Origin of the sequence: Micromonospora sp. DT41 (assembly GCF_049841715.1) — a bacterium.
In the GTDB taxonomy this organism is placed as follows: Bacteria; Actinomycetota; Actinomycetes; order Mycobacteriales; family Micromonosporaceae; genus Micromonospora; species Micromonospora profundi.
The window spans coordinates 1-24,146 of record NZ_JBNCKU010000009.1; the positions used below are offsets into that span (position 1 = coordinate 1).

17 protein-coding genes and 2 pseudogenes are annotated in these 24,146 nt (G+C 71.5%); 5 read left to right on the top strand and 14 right to left on the bottom strand.

Features of this window, described 5'->3' with window-relative positions; translation table 11 throughout:
- Positions 1 to 36 precede the first annotated feature (36 nt).
- From ACLQ23_RS17985 to rsgA, 5 genes and pseudogenes are all read right to left on the bottom strand, one after another.
- On the bottom strand, positions 37 to 687 hold the full coding sequence (locus ACLQ23_RS17985; RefSeq protein ID WP_425880858.1) for a C39 family peptidase: 651 nt from the start codon (positions 685 to 687) through the stop codon (positions 37 to 39).
- A 1,140-nt stretch (positions 688 to 1,827) separates the two neighbouring features.
- Positions 1,828 to 3,765: pseudogene (gene uvrC, locus ACLQ23_RS17990) on the bottom strand (excinuclease ABC subunit UvrC); the annotation flags it as partial.
- A 167-nt stretch (positions 3,766 to 3,932) separates the two neighbouring features.
- Positions 3,933 to 4,421 (bottom strand): Rieske (2Fe-2S) protein, encoded by a 489-nt coding sequence (locus ACLQ23_RS17995; RefSeq protein ID WP_053658296.1) that lies wholly within the window; start codon positions 4,419 to 4,421, stop codon positions 3,933 to 3,935.
- A 191-nt stretch (positions 4,422 to 4,612) separates the two neighbouring features.
- Positions 4,613 to 7,558 carry an excinuclease ABC subunit UvrA gene (gene uvrA, locus ACLQ23_RS18000; RefSeq protein WP_355594338.1) on the bottom strand — a complete coding sequence of 982 codons (2,946 nt, stop codon included), beginning with the start codon at positions 7,556 to 7,558 and terminating at the stop codon, positions 4,613 to 4,615.
- A gap of 225 nt (positions 7,559 to 7,783) precedes the next feature.
- Positions 7,784 to 8,854, bottom strand: a complete 1,071-nt coding sequence (gene rsgA / locus ACLQ23_RS18005) for a ribosome small subunit-dependent GTPase A (RefSeq protein ID WP_425880859.1) — start codon at positions 8,852 to 8,854, stop codon at positions 7,784 to 7,786.
- Between the two features lie 177 nt (positions 8,855 to 9,031).
- On the opposite strand from rsgA, the gene ACLQ23_RS18010 reads away from it, so the two are divergent.
- Both ACLQ23_RS18010 and ACLQ23_RS18015 read left to right on the top strand, forming a co-directional pair.
- Positions 9,032 to 9,748 carry a maleylpyruvate isomerase family mycothiol-dependent enzyme gene (locus ACLQ23_RS18010; RefSeq protein ID WP_355594334.1) on the top strand — a complete coding sequence of 239 codons (717 nt, stop codon included), beginning with the start codon at positions 9,032 to 9,034 and terminating at the stop codon, positions 9,746 to 9,748.
- Between the two features lie 7 nt (positions 9,749 to 9,755).
- Positions 9,756 to 10,409 (top strand): MBL fold metallo-hydrolase, encoded by a 654-nt coding sequence (locus ACLQ23_RS18015; protein WP_355594332.1) that lies wholly within the window; start codon positions 9,756 to 9,758, stop codon positions 10,407 to 10,409.
- On the opposite strand, the pseudogene ACLQ23_RS18020 reads toward ACLQ23_RS18015, so the two are convergent.
- A pseudogene (locus ACLQ23_RS18020) lies at positions 10,372 to 11,036 on the bottom strand (DedA family protein); the annotation flags it as partial. The gene ACLQ23_RS18015 and the pseudogene ACLQ23_RS18020 overlap by 38 nt on opposite strands.
- Before the next feature lie 95 nt (positions 11,037 to 11,131).
- Entirely contained in the window at positions 11,132 to 11,815 is a 684-nt protein-coding gene (locus ACLQ23_RS18025) for a class I SAM-dependent methyltransferase (RefSeq protein WP_425735533.1), read from the bottom strand.
- Between the two features lie 193 nt (positions 11,816 to 12,008).
- Here ACLQ23_RS18025 and ACLQ23_RS18030 point away from each other — a divergent pair, with 193 nt between their 5' ends.
- Positions 12,009 to 12,212, top strand: a complete 204-nt coding sequence (locus tag ACLQ23_RS18030) for a cold-shock protein (RefSeq protein ID WP_007462771.1) — start codon at positions 12,009 to 12,011, stop codon at positions 12,210 to 12,212.
- A gap of 48 nt (positions 12,213 to 12,260) precedes the next feature.
- Here the strand turns inward: ACLQ23_RS18030 and ACLQ23_RS18035 are convergent, their stop codons facing one another.
- From ACLQ23_RS18035 to ACLQ23_RS18055, 5 genes are all read right to left on the bottom strand, one after another.
- Entirely contained in the window at positions 12,261 to 13,529 is a 1,269-nt protein-coding gene (locus ACLQ23_RS18035) for an MFS transporter (RefSeq protein ID WP_355594326.1), read from the bottom strand.
- On the bottom strand, positions 13,526 to 14,101 hold the full coding sequence (locus ACLQ23_RS18040) for an ArsR/SmtB family transcription factor (protein ID WP_355594324.1): 576 nt from the start codon (positions 14,099 to 14,101) through the stop codon (positions 13,526 to 13,528). Before ACLQ23_RS18040 ends, ACLQ23_RS18035 begins: the two co-directional genes overlap by 4 nt.
- An 84-nt stretch (positions 14,102 to 14,185) precedes the next feature.
- Positions 14,186 to 15,064 (bottom strand): hypothetical protein, encoded by an 879-nt coding sequence (locus ACLQ23_RS18045; protein ID WP_355594322.1) that lies wholly within the window; start codon positions 15,062 to 15,064, stop codon positions 14,186 to 14,188.
- A 157-nt stretch (positions 15,065 to 15,221) separates the two neighbouring features.
- Positions 15,222 to 16,898, bottom strand: a complete 1,677-nt coding sequence (locus tag ACLQ23_RS18050) for a CocE/NonD family hydrolase (RefSeq protein WP_425880860.1) — start codon at positions 16,896 to 16,898, stop codon at positions 15,222 to 15,224.
- A 3-nt stretch (positions 16,899 to 16,901) separates the two neighbouring features.
- The gene (locus tag ACLQ23_RS18055) at positions 16,902 to 17,417 is read right to left on the bottom strand and encodes a MarR family winged helix-turn-helix transcriptional regulator (RefSeq protein ID WP_355594532.1); all 516 of its coding nucleotides are present in this window, start codon (positions 17,415 to 17,417) and stop codon (positions 16,902 to 16,904) included.
- Positions 17,418 to 17,537: 120 nt separating this feature from the next.
- On the opposite strand from ACLQ23_RS18055, the gene ACLQ23_RS18060 reads away from it, so the two are divergent.
- Positions 17,538 to 19,661, top strand: coding sequence for an MMPL family transporter (locus ACLQ23_RS18060; RefSeq protein WP_355594318.1), 2,124 nt, complete (start codon positions 17,538 to 17,540; stop codon positions 19,659 to 19,661).
- A gap of 58 nt (positions 19,662 to 19,719) precedes the next feature.
- On the opposite strand, the gene ACLQ23_RS18065 is transcribed toward ACLQ23_RS18060, so the two are convergent.
- Together ACLQ23_RS18065 and ACLQ23_RS18070 are read right to left on the bottom strand one after the other, a co-directional pair.
- Positions 19,720 to 20,634, bottom strand: coding sequence for a lytic transglycosylase domain-containing protein (locus ACLQ23_RS18065; protein WP_425880861.1), 915 nt, complete (start codon positions 20,632 to 20,634; stop codon positions 19,720 to 19,722).
- Between the two features lie 9 nt (positions 20,635 to 20,643).
- Positions 20,644 to 22,044 (bottom strand): DedA family protein, encoded by a 1,401-nt coding sequence (locus tag ACLQ23_RS18070; protein WP_425735531.1) that lies wholly within the window; start codon positions 22,042 to 22,044, stop codon positions 20,644 to 20,646.
- A 133-nt stretch (positions 22,045 to 22,177) separates the two neighbouring features.
- On the opposite strand from ACLQ23_RS18070, the gene typA reads away from it, so the two are divergent.
- Positions 22,178 to 24,046, top strand: coding sequence for a translational GTPase TypA (typA, locus tag ACLQ23_RS18075; RefSeq protein ID WP_355594312.1), 1,869 nt, complete (start codon positions 22,178 to 22,180; stop codon positions 24,044 to 24,046).
- Positions 24,047 to 24,146: the final 100 nt, after the last annotated feature.

The following is a 24,146-nucleotide window of genomic DNA, read 5'->3' on the forward strand; positions in this document are numbered from 1 at the left end:
GGGGTCCGGCCCTTCGGTCGTGCGTGCGTTGTGGTGTCAGCTGGTGGCGTAGCCGCGGGTGGCGATCCAGTCGGCGAGGTGGTCGATGGTGATGTCGTAGGAGGCGGTGTTGGGGTTGGCGGAGTCGGCGATGGTGACGGTGGTGCCGTTGTCGCGGTAGCCGACGACGCTGATGTAGTGCCCGCCTTCGAAGGAGTGGGTGTTGCCGTTGGTGTCGGTGGTGGTGCCGGCGATGTTGGCGACCACGGCGCGGCCGTCGTCGACGGTCTTGACGATGTCGTGGCGGAGCTTGTCGGTCTGCTTGTCGTCGGCGGCGGGGGTGCTGATCTCCACCGAGCGGTAGGCGTCGTTCTTACCGGTTTCCTTGTTCAGAACCGGGGTGATGTCGTTGATGCTGTCGGTGCCGGCTTCGGTGGTGCCCATTTCCTTGGCCATGGCGTCGACGCTGATGTCCTTGCCCTGCACGGACAGGGCGTTGCGGGCCGCGGCGGGGCCGCAGTAGTAGAAGTTCGGCTGGGCCTCGTAGCGCACGTCGAGGTGACGCTCACCCTTACCCTGCGTCTTCGTCTGGCTGGCCGGCTTGGCGTCGGCGGCGTAGGCGGTGGTGATGGGGCCGGCGATAGCGCCTCCGGTGAAGGCCAGGCCGGCAGCGGTCAGAGCGGTCTTACGAATCAGATCGGTACGCATGATGGCGTGCTCCTCTGCAATTCGGGGGACATCCCGGCGACACACCAATAGGGAGACGGTGCACGCACGAGACAAGGGGGGGAAGAAGTTCGAGGGGATCTCACCCGGCGACCCACACGACGGGGGCCTGCACGGGGGTGGTCCAGATGTAACCGGGGCGGCCGGCGGATCATTCCCACCGGCTACCCGCCGGGCAGCGGCCGCTAGGGCTGCTCGGTGGTTCAGGGGGATGTAACCGTCCGGGCCGGCGAGTCATTCCACCGCGCTCCGGCAGACCTTGTCCGACGGCCTCGAGGAGGCGCTGCTCGGGTGGGTCCAGGGGATGCAACCGTGGCGGCCGAGTGGGTGTTCCCGGATGCCAGGGGCCGTCGGCCGGGGGCCGCGACCTGTCGCGGTTACCCCCTGTACAACAGCCTGGCCCGACCCAACATTCCGCCGCCACAGTGCCGCCGACCACGGGACGCCGACCCCCAAACGACCCCAATCCGAACCACGCGACCCAACCCGCCACAGATCAAGCGCCAATCCCCAACCCAACCCGGACAAAACGGCCACCGCACGCCGATACCGCGGCGAAGCCCGGCCACGATCGACTCGGCTTCCTGGAAATCGGGGCATCCGACGGCCCGGGACACCGCGATTTCCAGGAAAGCGAGTCGACCACCTGCGCCAGTGCCCGATATGCACCCCTTGCGAGGTATCCGCCCGGACTACTGTCAGGCACGGATGCGCGCACGGGGGCGTCTTGCAGGTCCGTCGCTACCCGCACGCTCACAACGGGAGGCCCACCGCCGCCAGGCGTCACTTGGCCAGCAGAAGCCACCCCAGGAGAGCCACCCGTCGCTAGGCGTCACCTCACCGCAGGGGCCACCCCACACCAGACGCCGCCCCGCCTCCGGGCACCGGAGCAGCACCGTCTGTCGAGGCAGCGCCTCCTGCCCGAGCAGCATCGCCGTTTGTCGGAACGGCGCCGTCTGCCCGAGCAGCGCCGTCTGCCCGAGCAGCGCCGTCTGCCCGAGCAGCGCCGTTTGTCGAGGCAGCACCGTCTGCCGGAGCAGCACCGTCTGCCGGAGCAGCGCCGTTTGTCGAGGCAGCGTCGTCTGCCCGAGCAGCGCCGTTGGCGGCCCCCTTGCCCGTGTCGAGGGCTGCCAGGATCGCCTCGGCGGTACGTCGGCCGACCCCGGGCACCTCGGTGATCTCGTCGACGCTCGCGGTGGACAGCCGCTTAAGGGAACCGAAGTGCCGCAGCAGCGCCTTGCGGCGTACGTCTCCGAGGCCGGGAACATTGTCCAGCGCCGACTCGGTCATCCGCTTCGAGCGACGCTGACGGTGGAACGTGATGGCGAAGCGGTGCGCCTCGTCTCGGACCCGTTGCAGCAGGTAGAGCCCCTCCGAGGTGCGCGGCAGGATGACGGGGAACTCGTCGTCGGGGAGCCAGACCTCCTCCAGCCGCTTGGCGAGGCCGCACAGTGCGACATCGTCGATGCCCAGGTCGGCAAGCGCCTGCGCGGCGGCCGCGACCTGCGGCGCACCGCCGTCGACGACCACCAGTTGTGGCGGGTACGCGAATTTCCGGGGGCGGCCGGTGGTCGGGTCGACAAGGGCGCCGACCTGCGGATCGGCCTCGCCGTCGGGGGCAGTGGGGTCGTCAGCGGACTCCACGCCCACCTCTCCGGTCTCGGCCCGCGCGTCGAGGTACCGGGCGAAGCGGCGGCGCAGCACCTCGGACATCGCGGAGAGGTCGTCGGTCGCGCCGCGGACGATGAACCGTCGGTATTCGCTCTTGCGGGGCAACCCGTCTTCGAAGACCACCATGCTGGCGACGACGTCGGTGCCCTGGATCTGCGAGATGTCGAAGCACTCGATGCGCAGCGGCGAGGTGCGCATGTCGAGCGCCTCGCTGATCTCGTCCAGTGCCTTGCCCCGGGTGGTGAGGTCGCCGGCCCGCTTGAGCTTGTGCCGGGCCAGCGCGTCCTTGGCGTTGCGCTCCACCGTCTCCATCAGTGCCCGCTTGTCGCCGCGCTGCGGCACCCGCAGCGACACACGGCTGCCCCGGTGGCTGCTGAGCCATTCGGCAAGCGCCTCGGCGTCCGCTGGCAGCTCGGGCACCAGCAACTCGCGAGGTACGTCGGTTTCGCCCTGCTCGCCGCCGTACACCTGGGTGCAGAAGTGGTGGACGAGGTCGCCGGTGGTCAGGTCCTCGGTCTTCTCCACGACCCAGCCGCGCTGGCCACGGACGCGGCCGTCGCGAACGTGGAAGACCTGCACGGCAGCCTCAAGGGGGTCGTCGGCGAACGCGACAACGTCGGCGTCGGTGCCGTCGCCCAACACCACTGTCTGCTTCTCCATGGCCCGGCGCAGCGCTGCCACGTCGTCGCGCAGGCGGGCGGCCCGCTCGAACTCAAGCTTCTCGCTCGCCTCGGTCATCTCACGTTCGATCTTGCGGACCATGGTGTCGGTGCGCCCGGCCATGAAGTCGCAGAAACCGTCGACTATCGCTCGGTGCTCGTCGGCGGAGACGCTGCCGACGCAGGGCGCCGAGCACTTGCCGATGTAGCCGAGCAGGCAGGGGCGGCCGACCTGACCGGCGCGCTTGAACACCCCCGCGGAGCAAGTCCGGGCGGGGAACACACGCAGCAGCAGATCGAGGGTCTCGCGGATGGCCCAGGCGTGCGAGTACGGACCGAAGTAGCGCACGCCCTTGCGCTTGGCGCCGCGCATCACCTGTAGCCGGGGGTACTCCTCGTCGAGGGTCACGGCCAGGTAGGGGTACGACTTGTCGTCGCGGTAGCGGACGTTGAAGCGGGGGTCGTACTGCTTGATCTCGGTGAACTCCTGCTGGAGCGCCTCGACCTCGGTGCCGACGGTGATCCAGTCCACCGATTCGGCGGTGGTGACCATCTGCCGGGTGCGCTCGTGCAGGTTCCAGATGTCGCCGAAGTAGGAATTGAGCCGACTGCGCAGGTTCCTCGCCTTGCCGACGTAGATCACTCGGCCGGTGCCGTCGCGGAATCGGTAGACCCCCGGCGACTCCGGGATGGTGCCGGGTGCGGGACGGTAGGTCGAGGGGTCAGCCACGCCGACAAGCCTAGTCCGCACCACCGACACCCACCGCCGGCACTAGATCCACTCGTGTCCGGGTGCGTCGGGATGTCCGCAGGTCACCGGACACCCCGACGCCCCAGGCCGCGAGTCGATCAAACCCAACCCCATGGGGTACGCGCCAACGGGGCGAAGCCCGGCGATCAGGCCAGCGAGATCTGGTCCCCGGTGACCTTGATGTTCTTGGGCGGCAGCGGCTTGGTGGCCGGGCCGGCCTTCACCGAGCCGTCCTCGATCGAGAACCTGCTGCCGTGGCAGGTGCAGTTGATGGTGCCGCCGTCGATGTTCGACACCGGGCAGTTCTGGTGCGTACAGATCGGGCTGAAGCCCTTGAACTGCCCCGCGGTCGGCTGGGTGATCACCACGCCCTCGGCGGCGAGGATCTTGCCGCCACCGACCGGGATGTCGGCGGTGGTGGCCAGCGACTGGGCGTCCTGCCGGTTGCCGCCGCCGGCGTCGCCGGTGCTCGGCACTGCCGGGCCGCCGCTGGTGGGGGCGGGGGTGGCGCCGTCGCCGGTGTCGTCGCTGCCGCAGGCAGCCAGGACGACGGCTGCGCCGGCCGCCCCGACGCCGGTGAGCAGAGCCCGTCGGGTCTGCGTACCTGGACCGGTCAGCGCCTGATCGTCACTCATGCCTCGCCTCTCTGTAGCCCGCCGGCCGGCCGAAGAGCCGGCCACACTTCTCCACACGGGCAACTGTGCCGGATGGTTCATCGCCGCAACGGCCGACTCGGGAATGGAACGGGGGCGGACCGGGCCGGCTCACGGCACGCCACGATCGGCGTGCGTGAGCCAGCGCCGGAACCCGCCCCCGCCAGGTGCGCTCAGCGCGCGGCGGCCGTCACCTTACGGCTGGCCCGCGCCTTGGTGGTGCCGTTGGCCTTGGCGGCGCGGGTGGTGGCCGCCGCCGCGCCCTTGGCCTCGCCGTCGAGCTTGAGCACGCCGCGCAGGAACTGACCGGTGTGACTCTCAGGCACCTCGGCGACCTCCTCCGGGGTGCCGGTGGCGAGCACTGTGCCGCCCCGGTGCCCGCCCTCGGGGCCCATGTCGATCAGCCAGTCGGCCGTCTTGATCACGTCGAGGTTGTGCTCGATGGTGATCACCGTGTTGCCCTTGTCGACGAGCCCTTCGAGCACCATCAGCAGCTTGCGGATGTCCTCGAAGTGCAGGCCGGTGGTCGGCTCGTCGAGCACGTAGACCGTCCGCCCGGTGGAGCGCTTCTGCAGCTCGGAGGCCAGCTTGACCCGCTGCGCCTCACCGCCGGAGAGAGTCGGCGCGGGCTGACCGAGGCGTACGTAGCCCAGACCGACGTCGACAAGCGTCTTGAGGTGCCGGTGGATGGCCGGGATCGCGGAGAAGAACTCGGCGGCCTCCTCGATCGGCATCTCCAACACGTCCGAGACGGTCTTGCCCTTGTAGTGCACCTCGAGGGTCTCCCGGTTGTACCGGGCGCCCTTGCAGACCTCGCAGGGGACGTACACGTCGGGAAGGAAGTTCATCTCGATCTTGATGGTGCCGTCGCCGGAGCACGCCTCGCAGCGGCCACCCTTGACGTTGAACGAGAACCGGCCCGGCCCGTACCCCCGCACCTTGGCCTCGGTGGTCTCGGCGAAGAGCTTGCGGACGTGGTCCCAGACCCCGGTGTAGGTGGCCGGGTTGGAGCGCGGCGTGCGGCCGATCGGCGACTGGTCCACGCCGACGACCTTGTCCACGTGCTCCAGACCGGAGACCCGGGTGTGCCGGCCGGGCACCAGCCGGGCGCCGTTGATCTGGTTGGCCAGGACCGCGTAGAGGATGTCGTTGACAAGCGTCGACTTGCCCGAACCGCTGACCCCGGTGACAGCGATCAACTGACCCAGCGGGAAGCCCACAGTCAGGTTGCGCAGGTTGTGCTCCCGCGCGCCGTGCACCACCAGCTCACGGGCCGCGTCCTGCGGGCGGCGCGACTTCGGCGTCGGGATCGACCGCTTCCCGGACAGGTACGCCCCGGTGATCGACTCCTTGTTCTTCAGCAGCGCCGGAACCGAGCCGCTGTGCACGATCTTGCCGCCGTGCTCGCCGGCACCCGGGCCGATGTCGACGATCCAGTCGGCGGTGCGGATCGTGTCCTCGTCGTGCTCCACCACGATCAGCGTGTTGCCCAGCCCGCGCAGCCGGATCAGGGTCTCGATCAGCCTGTGGTTGTCGCGCTGGTGCAGCCCGATCGACGGCTCGTCCAGCACGTAGAGCACACCCACGAGGCCGGAGCCGATCTGGGTGGCCAGCCGGATGCGCTGCGCCTCGCCGCCGGACAGGGTGCCCGCCGGCCGGTCCAGGGAGAGGTAGTCAAGGCCGACGTCGAGCAGGAACCGCAGCCGGGCGTTGATCTCCTTGAGGACCCGCTCGGCGATCATCTTCTGCCGGTCGGTCAGTTCGATGCCCGCGAGCAGGTCGGCGCACTCCCCCACGGACAGGTTGCAGACCTCGGCGATGCTCTTGCCGGCAAGTGTGACCGCCAGCACCTCGGGCTTGAGCCGCGCGCCGCCGCAGGCCGCACACGGCACGTCGCGCATGTAGCCCTCGTACTTGTCGCGGGACCACTCGGACTCGGTGTCGGAGTGCCGGCGCTCGATCCACTGCACCACACCCTCGAAGCCGGTGTAGTAGGAGCGCTCGCGGCCGTACTTGTTGCGGTAGCGCACGTGCACCTGGTCGTCGGAGCCGTGCAGGATCGTCTTCTGCGCGCGGGCCGGCAACGCCCGCCAGGGCGTGTCGACGTCGAAGTGCTGGGCCTCGCCGAGCGCCTCCAGCAGGCGCAGGAAGTATTCCAGGTTGTGCCCCGTGGACCAGGGCTGGATCGCGCCCTCGCGCAGGCTGCGCTCCGGGTCGGGCACCAGCAGCTCCGGGTCGACCTCCTTCTTGGTGCCCAGGCCCGTGCACTCCGGGCAGGCGCCGTAGGGCGCGTTGAAGGAGAAGACCCGAGGCTCGAGATCCTCGATGGCCAGCGGGTGGTCGTTGGGGCAGGCCAGGTGCTCGGAGTAGCGGCGCTCCCGCTCCGGGTCGTCCTCGGGCAGGTCGACGAAGTCGAGCAGCACCAGGCCGCTGGACAGGCCCAGGGCGGCCTCGACCGAGTCGGTCAGCCGCTGCTTGGCGCTCGGCTTGACGGTGAGCCTGTCGATCACCACCTCGATGGTGTGCTTCTCCTGCTTCTTGAGCTTCGGCGGCTCGGTCAGCGGGTGCACCACGCCGTCGACCCGGGCCCGGGCGTAGCCCTTGGCCTGGAGCTCGGCGAAGAGGTCGACGTACTCGCCCTTACGGCCGCGTACCACCGGGGCGAGCACCATGAACTTGGTGCCCTCGGCCATGGCGAGGACCCGGTCGACGATCTGCTGTGGGCTCTGCCGGGAGATCCGCTCGCCGCAGACCGGGCAGTGCGGCTCGCCGATGCGGGCGTAGAGAAGACGCAGGTAGTCGTAGACCTCGGTGATGGTGCCGACGGTCGAGCGCGGGTTGCGCGACGTCGACTTCTGGTCGATCGAGACGGCGGGGCTCAGCCCTTCGATGAAGTCGACGTCGGGCTTGTCCATCTGGCCGAGGAACTGCCGGGCGTACGACGACAGCGACTCCACGTAGCGCCGCTGGCCCTCGGCGAAGATCGTGTCAAAGGCCAGGCTCGACTTGCCCGACCCGGACAACCCGGTGAACACGATGAGTGCGTCCCGGGGCAGGTCGAGACTGACGTCACGCAGGTTGTGCTCGCGCGCGCCACGGATGATGAGTCGGTCGGCCACAGTGCGTGTACTCCCGGATGAAGGTGAAGCGGAGGGTTCTGTCCCGCTCTGCGATGATTCCGAGCGGTCGTGCGGGCGCGGAAAACGCGCCTCGGCAACTCTAGCCCCGAGGTACGACAGTTTCCCTCGCCCGCACATTCCCCCAGCTCAGCGCGGTCGGCCGCATCGACCCACAGCCACGTCGGCCACCATCCCGCGCCGACCCGCGACGGCGCCGGCCACCCGTCAGTAGCCGCCGGGCGACGGCGGGCGGACGGCCCTGCGCCGGGCCGCGCGCCAACCGCCGCGCCGTTCGGCGGCCAGCCGCGACTCCCGGCGACGGCTCTCGTGGGCCACCTCCCCCTGCAACCGCCGCCAGCTCTCCCACCGCCGCGTGGACAGTTCCCCGGTACGCAGCGCGTCCCGGACCGCGCACGCCGGCTCACCGTCGTGCCCGCAGTCGGCGTACCGGCAGCCCTGCGCCAGCCCGGCGATGTCGGCGAACGCCCGGTCCAGCCCGGCCACGCCGTCGAGCAGGCCGACCGCCCGCACGCCGGGCGTGTCGATCACCGCCCCGCCGCCCGGGATCGGCACCAGGGCCCGCCAGGTAGTGGTGTGCCGGCCCTTGCCGTCGACCCGCCGGATCGCCTGTGTCGGCATCATCACGGTCCCCGCGAGGGCGTTGACCAGGCTCGACTTGCCGGCACCGGACGGGCCGAGCAGGCCCAGCGTGCGGCCGGGCGCCACCTCGGCGCGCAGCGGTTCCAGCCCGACGCCGCGCTCGGCGCTTACCGGAAGCACCGGCACCCCGGGCGCCACAGTGGCGATCTGGCGGGCCAGTGCGCCGGGGTCGCCCGCGAGGTCGACCTTCGTCAGCACCACGAGCGGTCGCGCGCCGGACTCGTGGGCCAGCGAGAGCAGCCGCTCGATGCGGCCGACGTCCGGCTCCGGGTGTACAGGCTCGACCACCGCGGCGGCGTCGAGGTTCGCGGCCAGCACCTGGCCGCTGGCGTCCTTGCCGGCGGTACGGCGGATCAGCGCGGCCCGCCGGGGCAGCACGGCGGCCACCGTGATCCGGCGGTCCGGCCAGTGCGTGAGCAGCACCCAGTCGCCCGCGCAGGGCAGCGCGGAGGGATCCTGGGCGGCGGCGGTGAGCACCGCCGGGCCGAGGCTGGCCCGGACCGGGCCGGCGGCGGTGAGCACCGTGCAGACCCCCCGGTCCACCCGGGCGACCCGGCCCGGGTGGTGCTCGCCACGTCGTGCGGCGCACTCCGCCCGGTCGGCGTCCCAGCCGAGGGCGGTCAGATCGATCGTCATGTCATCCTCATCGGTGTCGAAGCTGGTGATGGCGGAACACGCGTGCCACGTCCGGCATGAACACCACCTCCGTTCGACGTCCGGTGCCGCGTATGGCGCCGACGGTAGGGCGCTGGCCGACGCGCCGAAAGCGATTTCCCCGGCGACGGCGCGCCGACGGACCGCTAGGGTCGACGCGTGACCACGGATCCGCTGCTGCTGATGGGCGAGGTGGACGCGGCCACCACACGGCTGATGCGTACCGCCGCCTCGTTCGATGCCACCGACCTGGCGGCGGCGTCCCTGCTGCCGGGCTGGTCGCGCGGCCATGTGCTGGCACATCTGGCCCGCAACGCGGACGGCTTCGTCAACCTGCTCACGGCGGCCCGCACCGGGGAGCCGCTGCCGATGTACGCCTCGCTGGCCGCCCGTACGGCGGACATCGAGGCCGGGGCCGACCGCCCGCCCGCCGAGCACCTGGACGACCTGCGGCGCAGCGCGGACCGGTTCGCCGAGGCGGTCGACGCGATGCCGGCGGCGGCGTGGGGTGCGACGGTACGCGCGCGTCGGGGCCCGTGGCCGGCTGCCCTGCTCGTCTGGGGCCGCCTGCGCGAAATCGAGGTGCACCACCTCGACCTGGCCGCCGACTACCGACCCGCAGACTGGTCGGAGGCGTTCGCCCACCGGCTGCTGCGCGAGGCGGCCAGCCATCACGCCGACGGGCCGACCCCGCCGTCGATGGTGCTGCGCTTCGACGGCAGCCAGCACGATCTCGTCATCGGGGACCGGGCCGGCGCGCCGACAGTAAGCGGGCCGGCCTCCGACCTGGCCGCCTGGCTGACCGGCCGGGACTTCGGCCACACACTCACCGTCGCACCGGACGGCCCACTGCCAACTCCACCGGAATGGATATAGACACCTCATGACCTACACCGGAGACGTCACCTCGGGCGGCGCGCCAGCGGTACGAGAGCTCGACGGACTCACCATCAGCAAGCTGTCGGTGGGCCCGATGGACAACAACGCCTACCTGCTGCGGTGCACCCGCACCGGCGACCAGGTGCTCATCGACGCCGCCAACGAGGCGCCGCGGTTGCTGGAGCTGATCGGCGACGGCGGGCTGACCACCGTGGTGACCACCCACCAACACATGGACCACTGGGTGGCGCTGGAGGAGGTAGTGGCCAAGACCGGTGCGCGGGCTCTGGTGCACGCCAACGACGCCGCCGGGCTGCCGATCGAGGCCGACCATCTCGCCGACGGCGACACCGTCGCTGTGGGTGACTGCGCGCTGGAGGTCATCCACATCAAGGGGCACACGCCGGGTTCGATCGCGCTGCTCTACCGCGACCCGAACGGCACACCGCACCTTTGGACTGGCGACAGTCTTTTCCCAGGTGGCGTTGGTAACACGGACAAGGACCCGGAGCGTTTCGCCGCGCTGATCGACGACGTCGAGCACAAGCTGTTCGACAGGCTCCCCGACGAGACGTGGTTCTACCCGGGCCACGGCAACGACAGCACCCTCGCGGCGGAGCGTCCGGCCCTGCCACAGTGGCGCGCCCGGGGCTGGTGACCCCGGACGGGCCGGCGGGACGACTCAGACCACGCGCAGCCGCCGCCGTGCGCCCAGCAGCACGACGGCGGCCAGCACCAGCCCGACCGCCATTGTGACAAGCAGCGGGCTGGGCGACCCCGGCAGCAGCCCGGCCAGCGACCGGGAGGCGGTGCCAAGCGCCAGGTAGAGCCCGGCCCAGGCCGCCCCGCCGACGGTCGCGCAGCCGAGGAACCGCCGGTACGACATCCGCAGCCCGCCCGCGGCCAGGGGCAGCAGCGCGTTGAACACCGGCAGGAACGGCGCGACCATCAACATCGCGCCGCCGCCGCGGTGCAGGATGCCCTCCGCCGCGCTCCAGCGTGACTCGCCGATCCAGGTGCCGACCCGGCTGCGGCGCAGGTGTCCGGCGTACCGGCGGCCGGCGAGGAAGCTCAGCGACCAGCCGGCCAGGCAGCCGGTCAGGACTGCCGCGAAGGTGGCCAGCCCGGTGGCCGGTCGGCCCACCCCGACGGCTGCCAGGATCGCCACGTCACCGGGGACGACGACGCCCAGCAGCGGTACGGCGTCGAAGACCATGACCAGCCCGAGGGCACCCATCAGCACGCCGATGGGCAGTTCCCCGACCTCAGCCAGCCATTGCGTCATGCTGCGTACGCTATGGCCGCCAGACCACGATGGACATCCGGTCGCAGCCCCCACGGCGCCCTGGTATCGGCCTAGGGGTCACCCCTGAGGCGGCCTCAGGTGGGGCGCAGCACCTGTACGTGGCGCAGCGACGAGTCCACCGACGGTTCGGTGGTGGGCACCGGGTAGTCGGCAAGCACCGTCAACCCGTCCGCCGGCAGGTGCCCCCGGCCGGGGTCGCCGACGAGCACGTCGGCGCCGGCGGCGGCGGCCCGTTGCAGGAACGGCAGCACCCGGGCCGTCATGGCGCGGCTGTAGAAGGCGTCCCCGGCGACCACCAGGTCCGCCTCGGTGTCGGCGTCGTCGAGCAGGTCGTCGCCGCTGGCGTCGACGTCGACCCGGTTGGCTCGGGCGTTGATCGTGACGGCCGCCACGGCGTACGGGTCGATGTCGTTGGCGACGACCCGGACCGCGCCGGCGAGCGCGGCGGCGATTGCCACCAGCCCCGAGCCGGCGGCCAGGTCGAGGACCCTGCGGCCGGCGGCGAGTTCGGGATGGTCCAGCAGGTGCCGGGCCAGGGCCTGGCCACCGGCCCAGGCGGAGGCCCAGTAGGGCGGGGGCAGTGCGTGACCGACCGCTGCCTCCATCCGGGCCCACCACACGATGGCGTCCTCGGCCAGGTGCAGGCGCACCTCGGGGACGAACGGAGTGGGCATCAACCGGAGCCGGTCCAGGCCGTCGCCGGGCGCGTCGATCTCGCGCTCCAGCTCGGACAGCGCGGCGGCTGCGGCACCTTTCATCGGCGCAAGCATGCCCCAGTGGAGGATGGCGGGGGCGGGTTTCACATGCCGCCGCGCAGAGTTCACCCGAGTTCACCGAAACACCTACGGCACTTCGGCCGGCAGAACCGGGTTTCGCCCGTTACTGTCGAACAGGTACGGGCGACCATCGGCCACAGGTCGGTGGTCAGCCGCTTTGAACAGGGAGAGATGCATGGCAACCGGCACGGTTAAGTGGTTCAACTCGGAAAAGGGCTTCGGCTTCATCGAGCAGGACGGTGGAGGGCCGGACGTGTTCGTCCACTACTCCGCCATCGCTTCGAGCGGCTACCGGGAGCTCAACGAGGGCCAGAAGGTCGAGTTCGAGGTGACCCAGGGGCAGAAGGGCCCGCAGGCGGACAACGTCCGCCCGATGTAGCTCCGTGCCGGTGACGGTGGCCGGTCTCCGGCCGCCGTCGCAGCGCACTCAAGACGCCGGGGCGGCGGGCAGGTCCCGCCGCCTCCGGATTGGCCCGATCAGCAGGATCAGCGGGGTGAGCGCCAACCAGGCGGTCATCGCGCTGATTGCTGTCCCGGCGCCGTACCGAGCCCCGAGGGCGCCTGCAAGCACGGCCGCCAGCGGGATCGCGCCGTAGTTGAGCAGGTGCATGCTCGCCGTCACGCGGCCGAGCAGGTGGTGCGGCGTGTACGTCTGCCGGAAGCTGCCCTTGACAACGTTGCCGATTGTCACACCGAGCCCGATCAGCAGGCCGCCGAGGGCTGGCCAGGCCAACCCGGGGCCGGGCCCGGCGAGCGGGATGAGCAGCGCGGGCGGGCCGGTGAGCACCGCCCCGATCAGCAGGGCCCGCGCGGTGCCGAAGCGCCGACCCACCATGGTGGCCAGCAACGCACCGATGATTCCGCCGGCGCTCATCACGGCGACCAGCAGGCCCACCACGCCCGGCGCGAGCCGCAGGTCGCGTACCAGGAACACCACGAGGACCGCCTGGTAGCCGGTCAGCCCGATGTTGCTGGCCGCGCCGAAGACCGTCAGCACCCGCAGGTACGGGTCGCGGGCGACGAAGCGCAACCCTTCGGCGACGTCCCGCCACAGCGACGGGGATGCCTTCGGCCTGTCCGGGCGCGTCTCGACGGTGCGGATGCGCAGCAGGAAGGCTGCGGAGAGCAGGAACGTGAGCGCGTCCAGCAGCAGCGCGGCGACGGCACCGACGACCTGGGCGATCAGGCCGGCGAGACCGGGACCGGCGACGTTGCTCACGGTCTGGGTGCCGTGCAGCTTCGCGTTGCCCTCGGGCAGTTGGTCGGGGCGCAGCAACACCGGCAGGTAGACCTGGTGGGCGGTCTCGAAGAACACCCGGGCGGTGCCCGCGGTGGCCGCCACGAGCAGCAGGTGCCCGATCGTGAGCAGGTCGGCCACGGCGGCCAGCGGCACGCTGAGAAACGCCAGTGCGCAGAACACGTCGCAGGCAACAAGCACCGGTCGACGTGACAGTCGGTCCACCCACGCGCCGGCCGGCAGCCCGATCAACAGCCAGGGCGCCCAGGCGGCGGCGGTGAGCACCGCCACCTGGAAGGTGCCGGCGTCGAGCACTGCCACGGCGACCAGCGGCAGGGCGACAGTGGTGACGTTGCTGCCGATGCTGCTGACCGCCTGGCCGGCCCAGAGCAGCCGGAAGTCCCGGTGCCGCAGCAGCCCGCCGGGCGGCTCGCGATCGGTGCGGGTGGCGGTGGTCACGGCCGGGCCGGCACGCCGTAGGCGAACACGAACACCGGCTGCCGTTCGACCCCGTCGTCGGGGATGTCACGGTCGCCCCAGCGCGCCAGCAGCTCGATCATCTCGCGGCTCAACGCGGCCAGCTCGTCAGGCGTGAGGTGCAGCCAGCGGTCAGTGGAGAACGGCGCGTCGGCCCAGGCGGCCTGCGCGGACTCGTCGGCGGCGTGCCACGCCCGGGCCAGGGCGACGTGCCGGTCCAGGTTGAGCGAGGTGGCGGCGTCGGCGACCGCCCGGGCTGCCGGGTCGGCGTCGAAGTCGGTGTTGGACCAGCGCACCCCCCGTGTGACCAGTTGCCACCACCGCTCGCGGCGGTCCCGTGCCAGCTCGGGGGCCTCGGTGACGAGATCGGCGGCGGCGAGCACCTTGAGGTGATGGCTGACGTTCGCGGGCGCCTGGTCGGTGCGGTCGGCGAGCATGCCGACGGTGGACGGCCCGTGCACCTTGAGCACGTCCATCAGTCGGCGGCGCAGCGGGTGGGACATGGCGGCCAGCACCCGCGAGTCGGTGACGTGGCGTACGTCGGGGCTCTGCATGCGGCCAGCATCACATCCGCAACGACCATTGCGCAAGACTTCTTGCTCAATGGTCGTTGCGGATCTCGTGAAGAGGTGCCAGCCTCAGGCGGCGAGGCGCCGTGCCAACTCGTCGACGACCTGCTTGGCCATCGTGGGCGGGATGGCCGCGGCGATCTTCTCCGGCGTCAGCCCGGCCAGCACCCCCCTGACGATCGCCGGCTCGTCGGCGAAGTCACGCCCCGACAACGAGCTGAGCGCGGTCTGCAGCGCGGTCAACTGCACGCCGAGGCTCTTGAGGTTCGGGTGGCCGGTCACCGGAGCGCCGGTGTCGTCCCGCCCCTCCGCCAGCCGCAGGTAGACCTGCCCGATCGGGTTGCGGCCGTCGAGGACCGTGAGGTTCTTGTGGATGGTGGCCAGCCAGTTGTGCTCTTCGGGGGTCATGTCGTCCTCCAGGAGTCCGATGGAGCTGAGGTAGCGGCGGAACAGGGGCCGCTGGTCGCGACCCGCCTTGATCGCGTCACGGAAGAAGCTGAAGTGGGTGTGCCAGCGATGCGAGTCGTCCCCCGTGGTGCGCTTGCCGAGCCGGTCCCACCGCTTCACGGTCTTTCCGTCGGGGCTGTAGATGATTTCGCGGATGTCCCGGGTGTCTGCCGCGTTCGCGGCACACTGCCCCACACACCAGGCCGAGAAGCTGGCCAGTGTGTGCGTACGGCCGCCGGAGCGGACCTCGAAGCCGCCGACGTCAAGCGCCGCCGCGTCGAGGGTCAGGCCGGTCCGGTCCCGGGACGACTCCACCACCGAGTAGTCGTTCGTGACCACCCGGTCCGATCCGCAGTGGTAGCCGCCGCGATGGGCCGAGTCACCGACGATCCCGACCTCGGCCGGCTCCAGGTCAGCGGCGCGGGAGGTCTTCGGGTCGACGTCCAGATGGGTGAGGAGCAGGCTTCGAACGGCCAACAGGTTAGCCGGGGCCCGGGTCATGGGGTCCCCCTTTCAGTGAACGGGGGCCGGGCACGACGTCACACCGCGTACACGGTGCGGGGCTTCGGGCGCGCCCGGCCTGCTGGTGCACGGCGCCGGGCGTTGGGCCAAACCTAGCTCGCACTTTGGACAAACGCCCAGCTCACAGGGGTTACAGTCAGATTCGTGACGCAGGCGCACCAGTGTGGACGATGGGCAACAGCACCGCCGAGGCGTGCTCGGGGTCATGCAAGATCTGCCTCTGGCCGGCACGCAGCGTAACCGCCGTGCCGAGGGGTTCACCGGTGCCCGGGTTACGCGCCCATCTCGGGTGCGCGCCACCGGAGACCTGCACGCGCAACCGGTGGCCGGCCGCGAACCGGTACGCGGTCGGCCAGAGGGGCACCGGAACCCGCACCGCGCCGGACGGATCCGCCGGGAACCGCCCTGGCGCGACCCGCACCAACCCGTCGCACACGTTCCAGGACCGCCCCCGACGGTCCACATCACACAGTCGAACGAAGACATCCAGGTACGGCAGCTCACAGCGGACGTGGATCTCGGCGCGCACCGGGCCGATCACCTCGACCGGCCGGGCCAGCGGGGCGCTGGTGTAGGTCAACACGTCGGTCCGGGCCTCGACGCGCCTGTTGTCCACCGGGCCGGCCCGCTGCGCGACCAGCAGCGGCCCACCGAGTGACGGGGTGGGATCGGCCGGGTCGTAGCGGAACTCGTCCGGCGGCGACGGGACAGGTGGGCGTACGGCCAGCTCACCGTGCGGGTGCAGGTGCCATGCCGCGTCGACGGCCGGTGGCGGCCAGTCCGGCAGGTCCCGCCAGCCGCCGTCGGCGCCGCTCACGTACAGCCGGACCGGCGCCTCTCCGACGCGGCGCGACGGGCCGCCCGGCGGTGTACGCAGGTGCTCGTCGAGCCAGGTCAGCCCCTCCCGTATCGCGGCCACGAACAGGCCGGGGCTGCCGTGCGTCCACGGGCCGATCACCAGGCGCGGCCGGGCGCCTGCGGCGCGCAGGGTGGCGTGGTCGTCGAGTTGGGCGGGCAGGAAGATGTCGTGCCAGCCGGTGACCATGAGCACCGGCGCCCGCACCCGGGCCACCCGGTCGGTGAACACCCGGGTCCGCCAGTACGCGGCGTCCGGCGTGTGGTGGCGCAGCCACTCCTGGAAGAACCCGATGGTGGCGCCGGTGGCGACCCGGTCCGCGCCGGCCAGGGGCAGGTGCTCCAGCGCGGCGGCCAGTCGGGGCTGCCCGCGCTTGAGCTCCCACTGCCGGGCCAGCCACAGCACTGTCTGCGCGTGCAGCAGCTCCGCCCAGGTCAGCACTGTGTCCAGGGCGAAGGACTCCCCCGCGTACGTCGAGTCCCTGGTGGCCGAGGCGGTCACCACGGCGACCATCGCGCGCAGGTCGTCGCCCGCGTCGTCGGCAAGCGCCCACTGGGCGAAGCCCTGGTAGCTGACGCCGAACATGCCGAGCGCTCCCGACCACCACTGCTGGCGGCGCAGCCAGTCGAGGGTGTCCACCCCGTCGTCGCGCTCGTGCACAAGCGGCGCGAACGTCCCGCCCGAGCCACCCGTGCCCCGGCAGGACTGGATCACCGCGTGCTGGCCGCGCGCGGCGATCAGCCGGCCGAGCAGCCGCAACGGTCCACCCCGCCCGTACGGGGTGCGGATCAGCACTGTTGGCGCGTTCTCGTCGGCAGGCGCGTAGTGGTCGGTGCGCAGCACCACGCCGTCGCGGACCCGGACGGGGATGTCGCGGGTGACGCGCACCGGGCCGGGGCGGGTCACGGGCAGCCGCAGCGCGGCGGCGGCGAGACGTGCGACGAGCCGGCCCGGCACCGGTCAGCCCGTCGGGCGGCGGGACTGCTCGGGTCGGGCGGCGCGGAACATGTCGCGGTGTGCCCGCACCGATTCGCTCATCTCCACCATGAACCGGTGCACGACCTGCAACTCGTCGTCGGTGAACCGGTCCATCACGGTGTCGGTGCGGGCGCCCAGGGGGCGGAAGAACTCCATGGCCAGCGCGGCGCCCTGGTCGGCGTAGTGCAGCAGCACCTTGCGCCGGTCGGCGGTGTCCCGGTCGCGGCGGATGTGCCCGGCCCGTTCCAGCCGGTCGATCAGGGCGGTGATGGAGCCGGAGGAGAGGTTGAGATGTTCGCCGAGGCGGCCGGGGGTGATCGGGTCACCGCGCAGTTCGGCGTCCATGACCGCGATCAGGGCGTTGAGGTCGGTGGGGTTCAGGCCGTGCAGGTTGGCGAAGGCGTGGCCTACCTGCTGGGCGTCCACCGCGTACCGCCGGAGGTCGGTGGTGATCTCGGCAACGAGCCGCTCTCGGGGTGTGTCCCGCCGCCGGTACATGCCGTGAGTTGCCACGTCGCGCCGCTTCCCCCATCTCGTTTCCCGAGTTGCAGCTTAGAGTAGCCCTAGATAATCTCGCGAATCAAGATACTCGTCTTTCGAAAGACCTAGAGGTCACTGATGTCTGTGTTCACCAGGGTCGCCCGCGGGCGGTTGGCCGCCTGGATCACCGTGGCCGTCGCCGTCGTCGTCGGCGTGGTCGTCTTCGCCGTGCCCCAGCCGGACAACCCCAAACCGGTCTCGGCGACCGGCCTCTCGGTGCAGTGGCAGTCGACCCAGGTGGAGCGCCTACAGGAGCAACTGCCCTCCAGCGAGGTCCAGCCCGCCATCGTGGTGGTGAGCCGGGACGACGGCGGCGCGCTGAGCGAGGCCGACCGGGCCGCCCTCACCGCCCGATCCGACGACCTGGCCCGCTTCGCCGTGGGCGGACAGGTCAGCCCGCCGCAGATCTCCCCGGACGGCACCGTCGCGCTGCTCGCCGTGCCCGTCACCACCGACGGTGGTCAGGAGGCGGTCACCGCGAAGGTCGACGACCTGCGCGCCACGCTCTCCGGCCTGCCGGACGGGCTGAAAGCCGAGGTCACCGGCTCCCCCGCGTTCACCGCCGACCTGTCCTCGGTCTTCGACGGCGCCGACATCACACTGCTCGCGGTGACAGCGGCAGTGGTCGCGGTGCTGCTGCTGATCACGTACCGCAGCCCGTTCCTGTGGATCGTGCCGCTCGTGGTGGTCGCCGCCACCGAGCAGATCACCCTGCGGGCGGTCGACACGATCGTCCCGGCCGTCGGCATCAACCTCCAGTCCGGCCAGGTCACCGGCATCGCCAGCGTGCTGGTCTTCGGCGCCGCCACCAACTACGCGCTGCTGCTCATCGCCCGCTACCGGGAGGAGTTGCGCCGCGAGGAGGACAGGTTCGCCGCGATGCGTGCCGCACTGCGGCGTACCGCCGAGCCGATCCTGGCCAGCGGCTCGACAGTGGTGCTCGGCGTACTCACCCTGCTGCTCAGCGAGCAGGAGACCAACAGGGCGCTGGCGGTCGCCTGCGCCACCGGTGTGATCCTCGCCATGCTCTCGGCCCTGTTCGTGCTCCCCGCCGTGCTCGTGCTCTTCGGCCGGGGCCTCTTCTGGCCGTTCGTCCCCCGGGTCGGCGGCCCGGCCCGTGAAGGCAAGATCTGGGGCCGGCTCGGCAGCGCAGTGGAACGCCGCCCGGCGGTCGTCGCGGTGCTCGCCGTCGTGCTGCTCGGCGGCCTGGCGCTGGGTGGGCTGGGAATCCGCACCGGCCTGTCGGAGACCGAGCAGTTCCGGGCCCAGCCCGAGGCGGTGACCGGCGCGCAGACCCTGGCCCGGGCCTTCCCCGCCGGCAGCACCCAGCCGGTGGCCGTGGTCACCACCCCGGCGGCGGTACGGGCGGTCACCGACGTCGCCGCCGGCGTGCCCGGTGTGGCCTCGGCCCGCCCCGGCGACGCCGGTGACGCTGTCGCCCAGGTCGACGTGGTGCTGGAGGCCGAACCGGGCACCGCCGCCTCCGACCGGGCCGTCGAGGCGCTGCGCGAGGCAGTGGCCGCAGTGCCCGACTCCGCGCCGCCGGCCGCTCCGGGCGCGGACGCGCCGTCCGGGGCGATCGTCGGTGGCTCGGTGGCCGCCACGTACGACTCCGACGAGGCCAACAGCCGCGACCTGAAGCTGATCCTGCCGATCATCCTGCTGCTGGTCGCCGCCGTGCTCGTGCTGCTGCTGCGGGGCCTGCTCGCACCGGTGCTGCTGGTCCTCACCGTGATCGCGTCGTTCTTCGCCAGCCTCGGCGCGGCGTGGCTGCTCTTCGACCACGTGCTGGACTTCCCCGCCCTGGACAGCGGGGTCCTGCTGCTCGCCTTCGTGTTCCTCGTGGCGCTCGGCGTGGACTACAACATCTTCCTCGTCACCCGAGCCCGGGAGGACGCCCGCACTGCCGGCACCCGCGCCGGGATGCTCTCCGCGCTGCGGGTCACCGGCGGCGTCATCACCAGCGCCGGCGTGCTGCTCGCCGCGGTGTTCGCCGTGCTCGGCGTACTGCCGCTGATCACGCTGACCCAGATCGGCATTATCGTCTGCATCGGCGTACTCCTGGACACCCTGCTGGTCCGCACGGTGCTGGTGCCGGCGCTGGCGTTCATGCTCGGCGACCGCTTCTGGTGGCCGGGAAGCATCGACGCCCGCAAGGAAGGGGACGAAGCCCCGGCGGCTCCGGCGACCGCGCAGGACTGACCGCACACACGACGGGGCGGGGTCGGGTTCGTCACCCGGCCCCGCCCCGTCGGCGCGTTCAGTAGGTGAGGCAGACGCACTCGGTCATCAACGCCCGGACGTTGCGCACGTAGGACGGGTTGGGGATGGTCAGCGGCTCGCCCTCCCGCGCCACTGCCCCGTGCCCGTAGTTGTACGCGGCGATCACCGCGTTGAGCAGGCAGGAATTCAGCTCGGTGGTGCACAGGTCGGCGTCGAGACGGAAGTCCGACTCGAAGTACATGTCACCGATGTACTTGGTCAGCCAGGCCAGGTAGTTGGCGCCGAGGTACGCGTTGTCGCGGTAGTCGGCGATGTCGTAGCTCTGCTCGAACCGCTGGTTCATCCAGGTCGCGGTGCCCGGCATGACCTGCATCAGCCCGACGCCGCCGTCGCAGGCGTAGATGTTCGACTGCCAGCCGCTCTCCTGCCAGGCGGTGGCCTTGACCAGGTCGAGCGGGATCTTGATGTCCGGCGCGGAGGTCGGCCAGTAGGTGCGGGCCGCGGCATCGGTGAGCGCGGCCTTAGCCGCCGCCCGGCTGGCCTGGGTGCCCTTGTACGAGGGCTTGCAGGAGGCGGGGGCGGGCTTCGGGGGCGCCGGCGGGACCTTGGTTTCGGTGGGCGGCTTGGCCACGGCGCGTGGTTTCGGCGCCGTGGACGCCGGCCGGCTCGGCTTCTTCGACGGCGTGGGCGACGCCGACGCGCTGCGGCTCGGTGCCGCGCCCATCTCCGCCACCCCGCTGGGGCTCGGCTCGGCGCTCGACTCGTCGACCGGCTCGACGGTCGTGCCGTCGGTCGGCTCCCCGGTGACCGACGCGGGGGCGGCCTGGCCCGGCGGGCGTTCCCCCCGGTCAGCGCATCCGGCCGTCGTGCCGGCGAGCAGCAGCCCGACGAGCGCCACGGCACCCACCTGAGTGATCCGTCCACGCACCGCGTTTCTCCCCCGTGTGACCATCGACGCAGGTTAGCAAGGTTCCGCCGGGCTCCGGGGCCCCTGCGGCGGCACTGCCGCGTCGACCGGCTGGTCCCGCTCCCGTACCGCCCGGTCGCGGGTGGCCCAGGCGACCATGAACACCACAGTCCACAGCACACCGAGCAGCACCGCCGCCGCCGTACCGCTCGTTGTGTCCAGTCCGAGGTAGAGCCGCGCGCCGCCGATGCCCAGCACGCCCGCGGCGGCGGCCGTCCACGCGGCAACGGCCACCGGCCAGCGGGCACTGCGCGACACCAGCCAGGCAAGGGTGCAGAAGCTCGCCGCGACCACCGCGTTCTGGGTCGGGAACCGGGCTGCCTCGTTGCCGTCCGGGCCTGTCGACTCGGCCACCACGGCCAGCACCACAAGCGGCACGAACGCGCCCACCGAGCCGACCACGCTGAGCAGGTCCGCCCGCCAGGGCCTGCTACGCCACGCGAGCACCGCAGCCACCACCGCCACCAGGACGATCAACACCCACCCGCGAACCACCGACACCACGACCAGCGTGGCGTCGGCCGCGTCCGGCGTACGCCGAGCGGCGAACCAGTTCCCGATCGCCCCGTCCAGCGCGGCCAGACCGCTGTTGTTCACGGCGACGGCCAGCAGGCCGGCGATGGCGAACCCGGTGGCGAAGAGCAGCACCAGACCGGCGGCGAGGTTGAGCAGCAGCGTCCAGGCCGGTCCGATCCGCATGGCCAGCAGGAAGAACAGGATCCCGTAGCGGGCGCTGAGCCAGCGCACGGGCGGCAACGCACCGGCCCGGGACAGCAGGGCGCGTACCGGGTCGGGGTTGCGGCCGAGCCACCGGCCGGCGAGCACCACCCCCAGCAGCCCCGCCAGCAACAGGAGCACCGCACCGGTGGCCCGGCCGAGCAGTCGGGAGACCGTGTCGTACGACTCACCGGCGAGGTGACCGAGCAGCACCGAGCCGCCCACCCAGGTGATGACGCCTGCCAGGTTCCACGGGGCGAACCGCCGGTACGACATGCCTGCGGAGCCGGCCAGCCGGGGCACCAGGGTGCGGGCGAAGGCCACCCAGCGGGCCGCGAACACGCCCCGTCCGCCCAGCCGGGCGAGCATGGCGTCGGCCCGGCGCCACCGCTCGGGCCCTACCCGGTGGCCGAGCCCGGCGCGCAGTTTCGGGCCGTACCGCCGACCGGCGCGGAACGCCAGCGTGTCACCGGCCACTGCGGCGGCGATCATCGCAAGCAACGCCGGACCGAGCCGCAAGGTACCGTTGTAGGTGAGGAAGCCGACGAGCAGCAGGGTAGCCTCGCCCGGCACCAGCAGGCCGAAGATCACCGCGGTTTCGCCCGCCACGATGAGCGCGGCGACCAGGTAGATCCACAGGGTGGGCAGACCCTGCACCACGGTCAGCAGGTCGTGCACTCAGGCCCCCGGGACACGGGAGCCAGCATGCCAGCCGGGGGAACCACCGGCACAGCAGTTTCACCATAGATCAGGGGCACCTGGGGGTGACCCCGACGCAGCCTGCGCGAGCGCAGGCGGAAGGATAGAGGGTATGCAGCTTCGCACCGACCTCCGCAACGTCGCCATCATCGCTCACGTCGACCACGGCAAGACCACCCTGGTCGACGCCATGTTGCGGCAGGCCGGCGCGTACGGCGCACGCGGCGAGACGACCGAGCGGGTGATGGACTCCGGTGACCTGGAACGGGAGAAGGGCATCACGATCCTGGCCAAGAACACCGGCGTGCGCTACCTGCCGGCCGATGGCTCCGACCCGGTCACCATCAACATCATCGACACCCCCGGTCACGCCGACTTCGGTGGCGAGGTCGAGCGCGGCCTGACCATGGTCGACGGCGTGGTGCTGCTCGTCGACGCCAGCGAGGGTCCTCTGCCGCAGACCCGGTTCGTGCTGCGCAAGGCCCTGCGGGCACGGATGCCGATCATCCTGGTGATCAACAAGGTGGACCGTCCCGACGCCCGGATCAAGGAGGTCGTGGACGACACCTACGAGCTCTTCCTCGACCTGGACGCCGACGAGGAGCAGATCGACTTCCCGATCGTCTACGCGTGCGCCCGCGACGGCATCGCCTCGCTGACCCAGCCCGCCGACGGTTCGGTGCCCGACGACAGTGACTCCCTGGAGCCGCTGTTCCGCACCCTGCTGGACACGATCCCGCCGCCCGCGTACGAGGACGGCGCATCGTTGCAGGCCCACGTCACCAACCTCGACGCCTCGCCGTTCCTCGGCCGTCTGGCGCTGTGCCGGGTCCGCCAGGGCACGATCAGCAAGGGTCAGACGGTGGCCTGGTGCCGCACCGACGGCAGCACCCAGCGGGTCCGCATCTCCGAGATGCTGATGACCGAGGGTCTGGAGCGCAAGCCGGCCGAGACCGCAGGGCCGGGCGACATCATCGCTGTGGCCGGCATCCCCGAGATCATGATCGGTGAGACCCTCGCCGACGTGGACAACCCGGTTCCGCTGCCGCTGATCACCGTCGATGAGCCGGCCATCTCGATGACAATCGGCACCAACACCTCGCCGCTTGTCGGCCGGGTCAAGGGCTCCAAGGTCACCGCTCGGATGGTTAAGGACCGGCTCGACAAAGAGCTGATCGGCAACGTGTCGCTGCGGGTGCTGCCCACCGAGCGGCCGGACGCCTGGGAGGTGCAGGGCCGCGGCGAGCTGGCGCTTGCCATCCTCGTCGAGCAGATGCGCCGGGAGAGCTACGAGCTGACCGTCGGCAAGCCGCAGGTGGTCACCCGCGTCATCGACGGCAAGACCTGCGAGCCGGTCGAGCGGCTGACCATCGACGCGCCCGAGGAGTACCTGGGCGCGATCACCCAGCTGCTGGCCACCCGCAAAGGCCGGATGGAGCAGCTGGTCAACCACGGCACCGGCTGGATCCGGATGGAGTGGCTGGTCCCGGCGCGTGGCCTGATCGGCTTCCGCACCGAGTTCCTCACCGACACCCGGGGCACCGGCATCCTGCACCACGTCTTCGAGTCCTACGAGCCGTGGTTCGGTGAGCTGCGGACCCGTAACAACGGCTCGCTCGTCGCCGACCGGGCCGGCGCGGTCACCGCCTTCGCGATGATCAACCTTCAGGAGCGCGGTCAGCTCTTCGTCGAGCCGACCACCGAGGTGTACGAGGGCATGATCGTCGGCGAGAACTCGCGCTCCGACGACATGGACGTCAACATCACCAAGGAGAAGAAGCTCACGAACATGCGGGCCTCGACCTCCGACGAGACCGAGAAGCTGATCCCGCCACGCAAGCTCTCGCTGGAGCAGGCGCTGGAGTTCTGCCGCGAGGACGAGTGCGTCGAGGTCACTCCGACCGCTGTGCGCATCCGCAAGGTGGTCCTCGACCAGCAGCTGCGCGGTCGGGCCGCCGCCCGCCGCAAGCACGCCGGCTGACCCCACCGGAGCACCCGGCACCGGGCGCGGGGGCCCCCCAACGGGGGGGCGCCCCGCCCGCGGGGCGACCGGGGTGAGAACCCCCCCCCCCCCCCGGGGG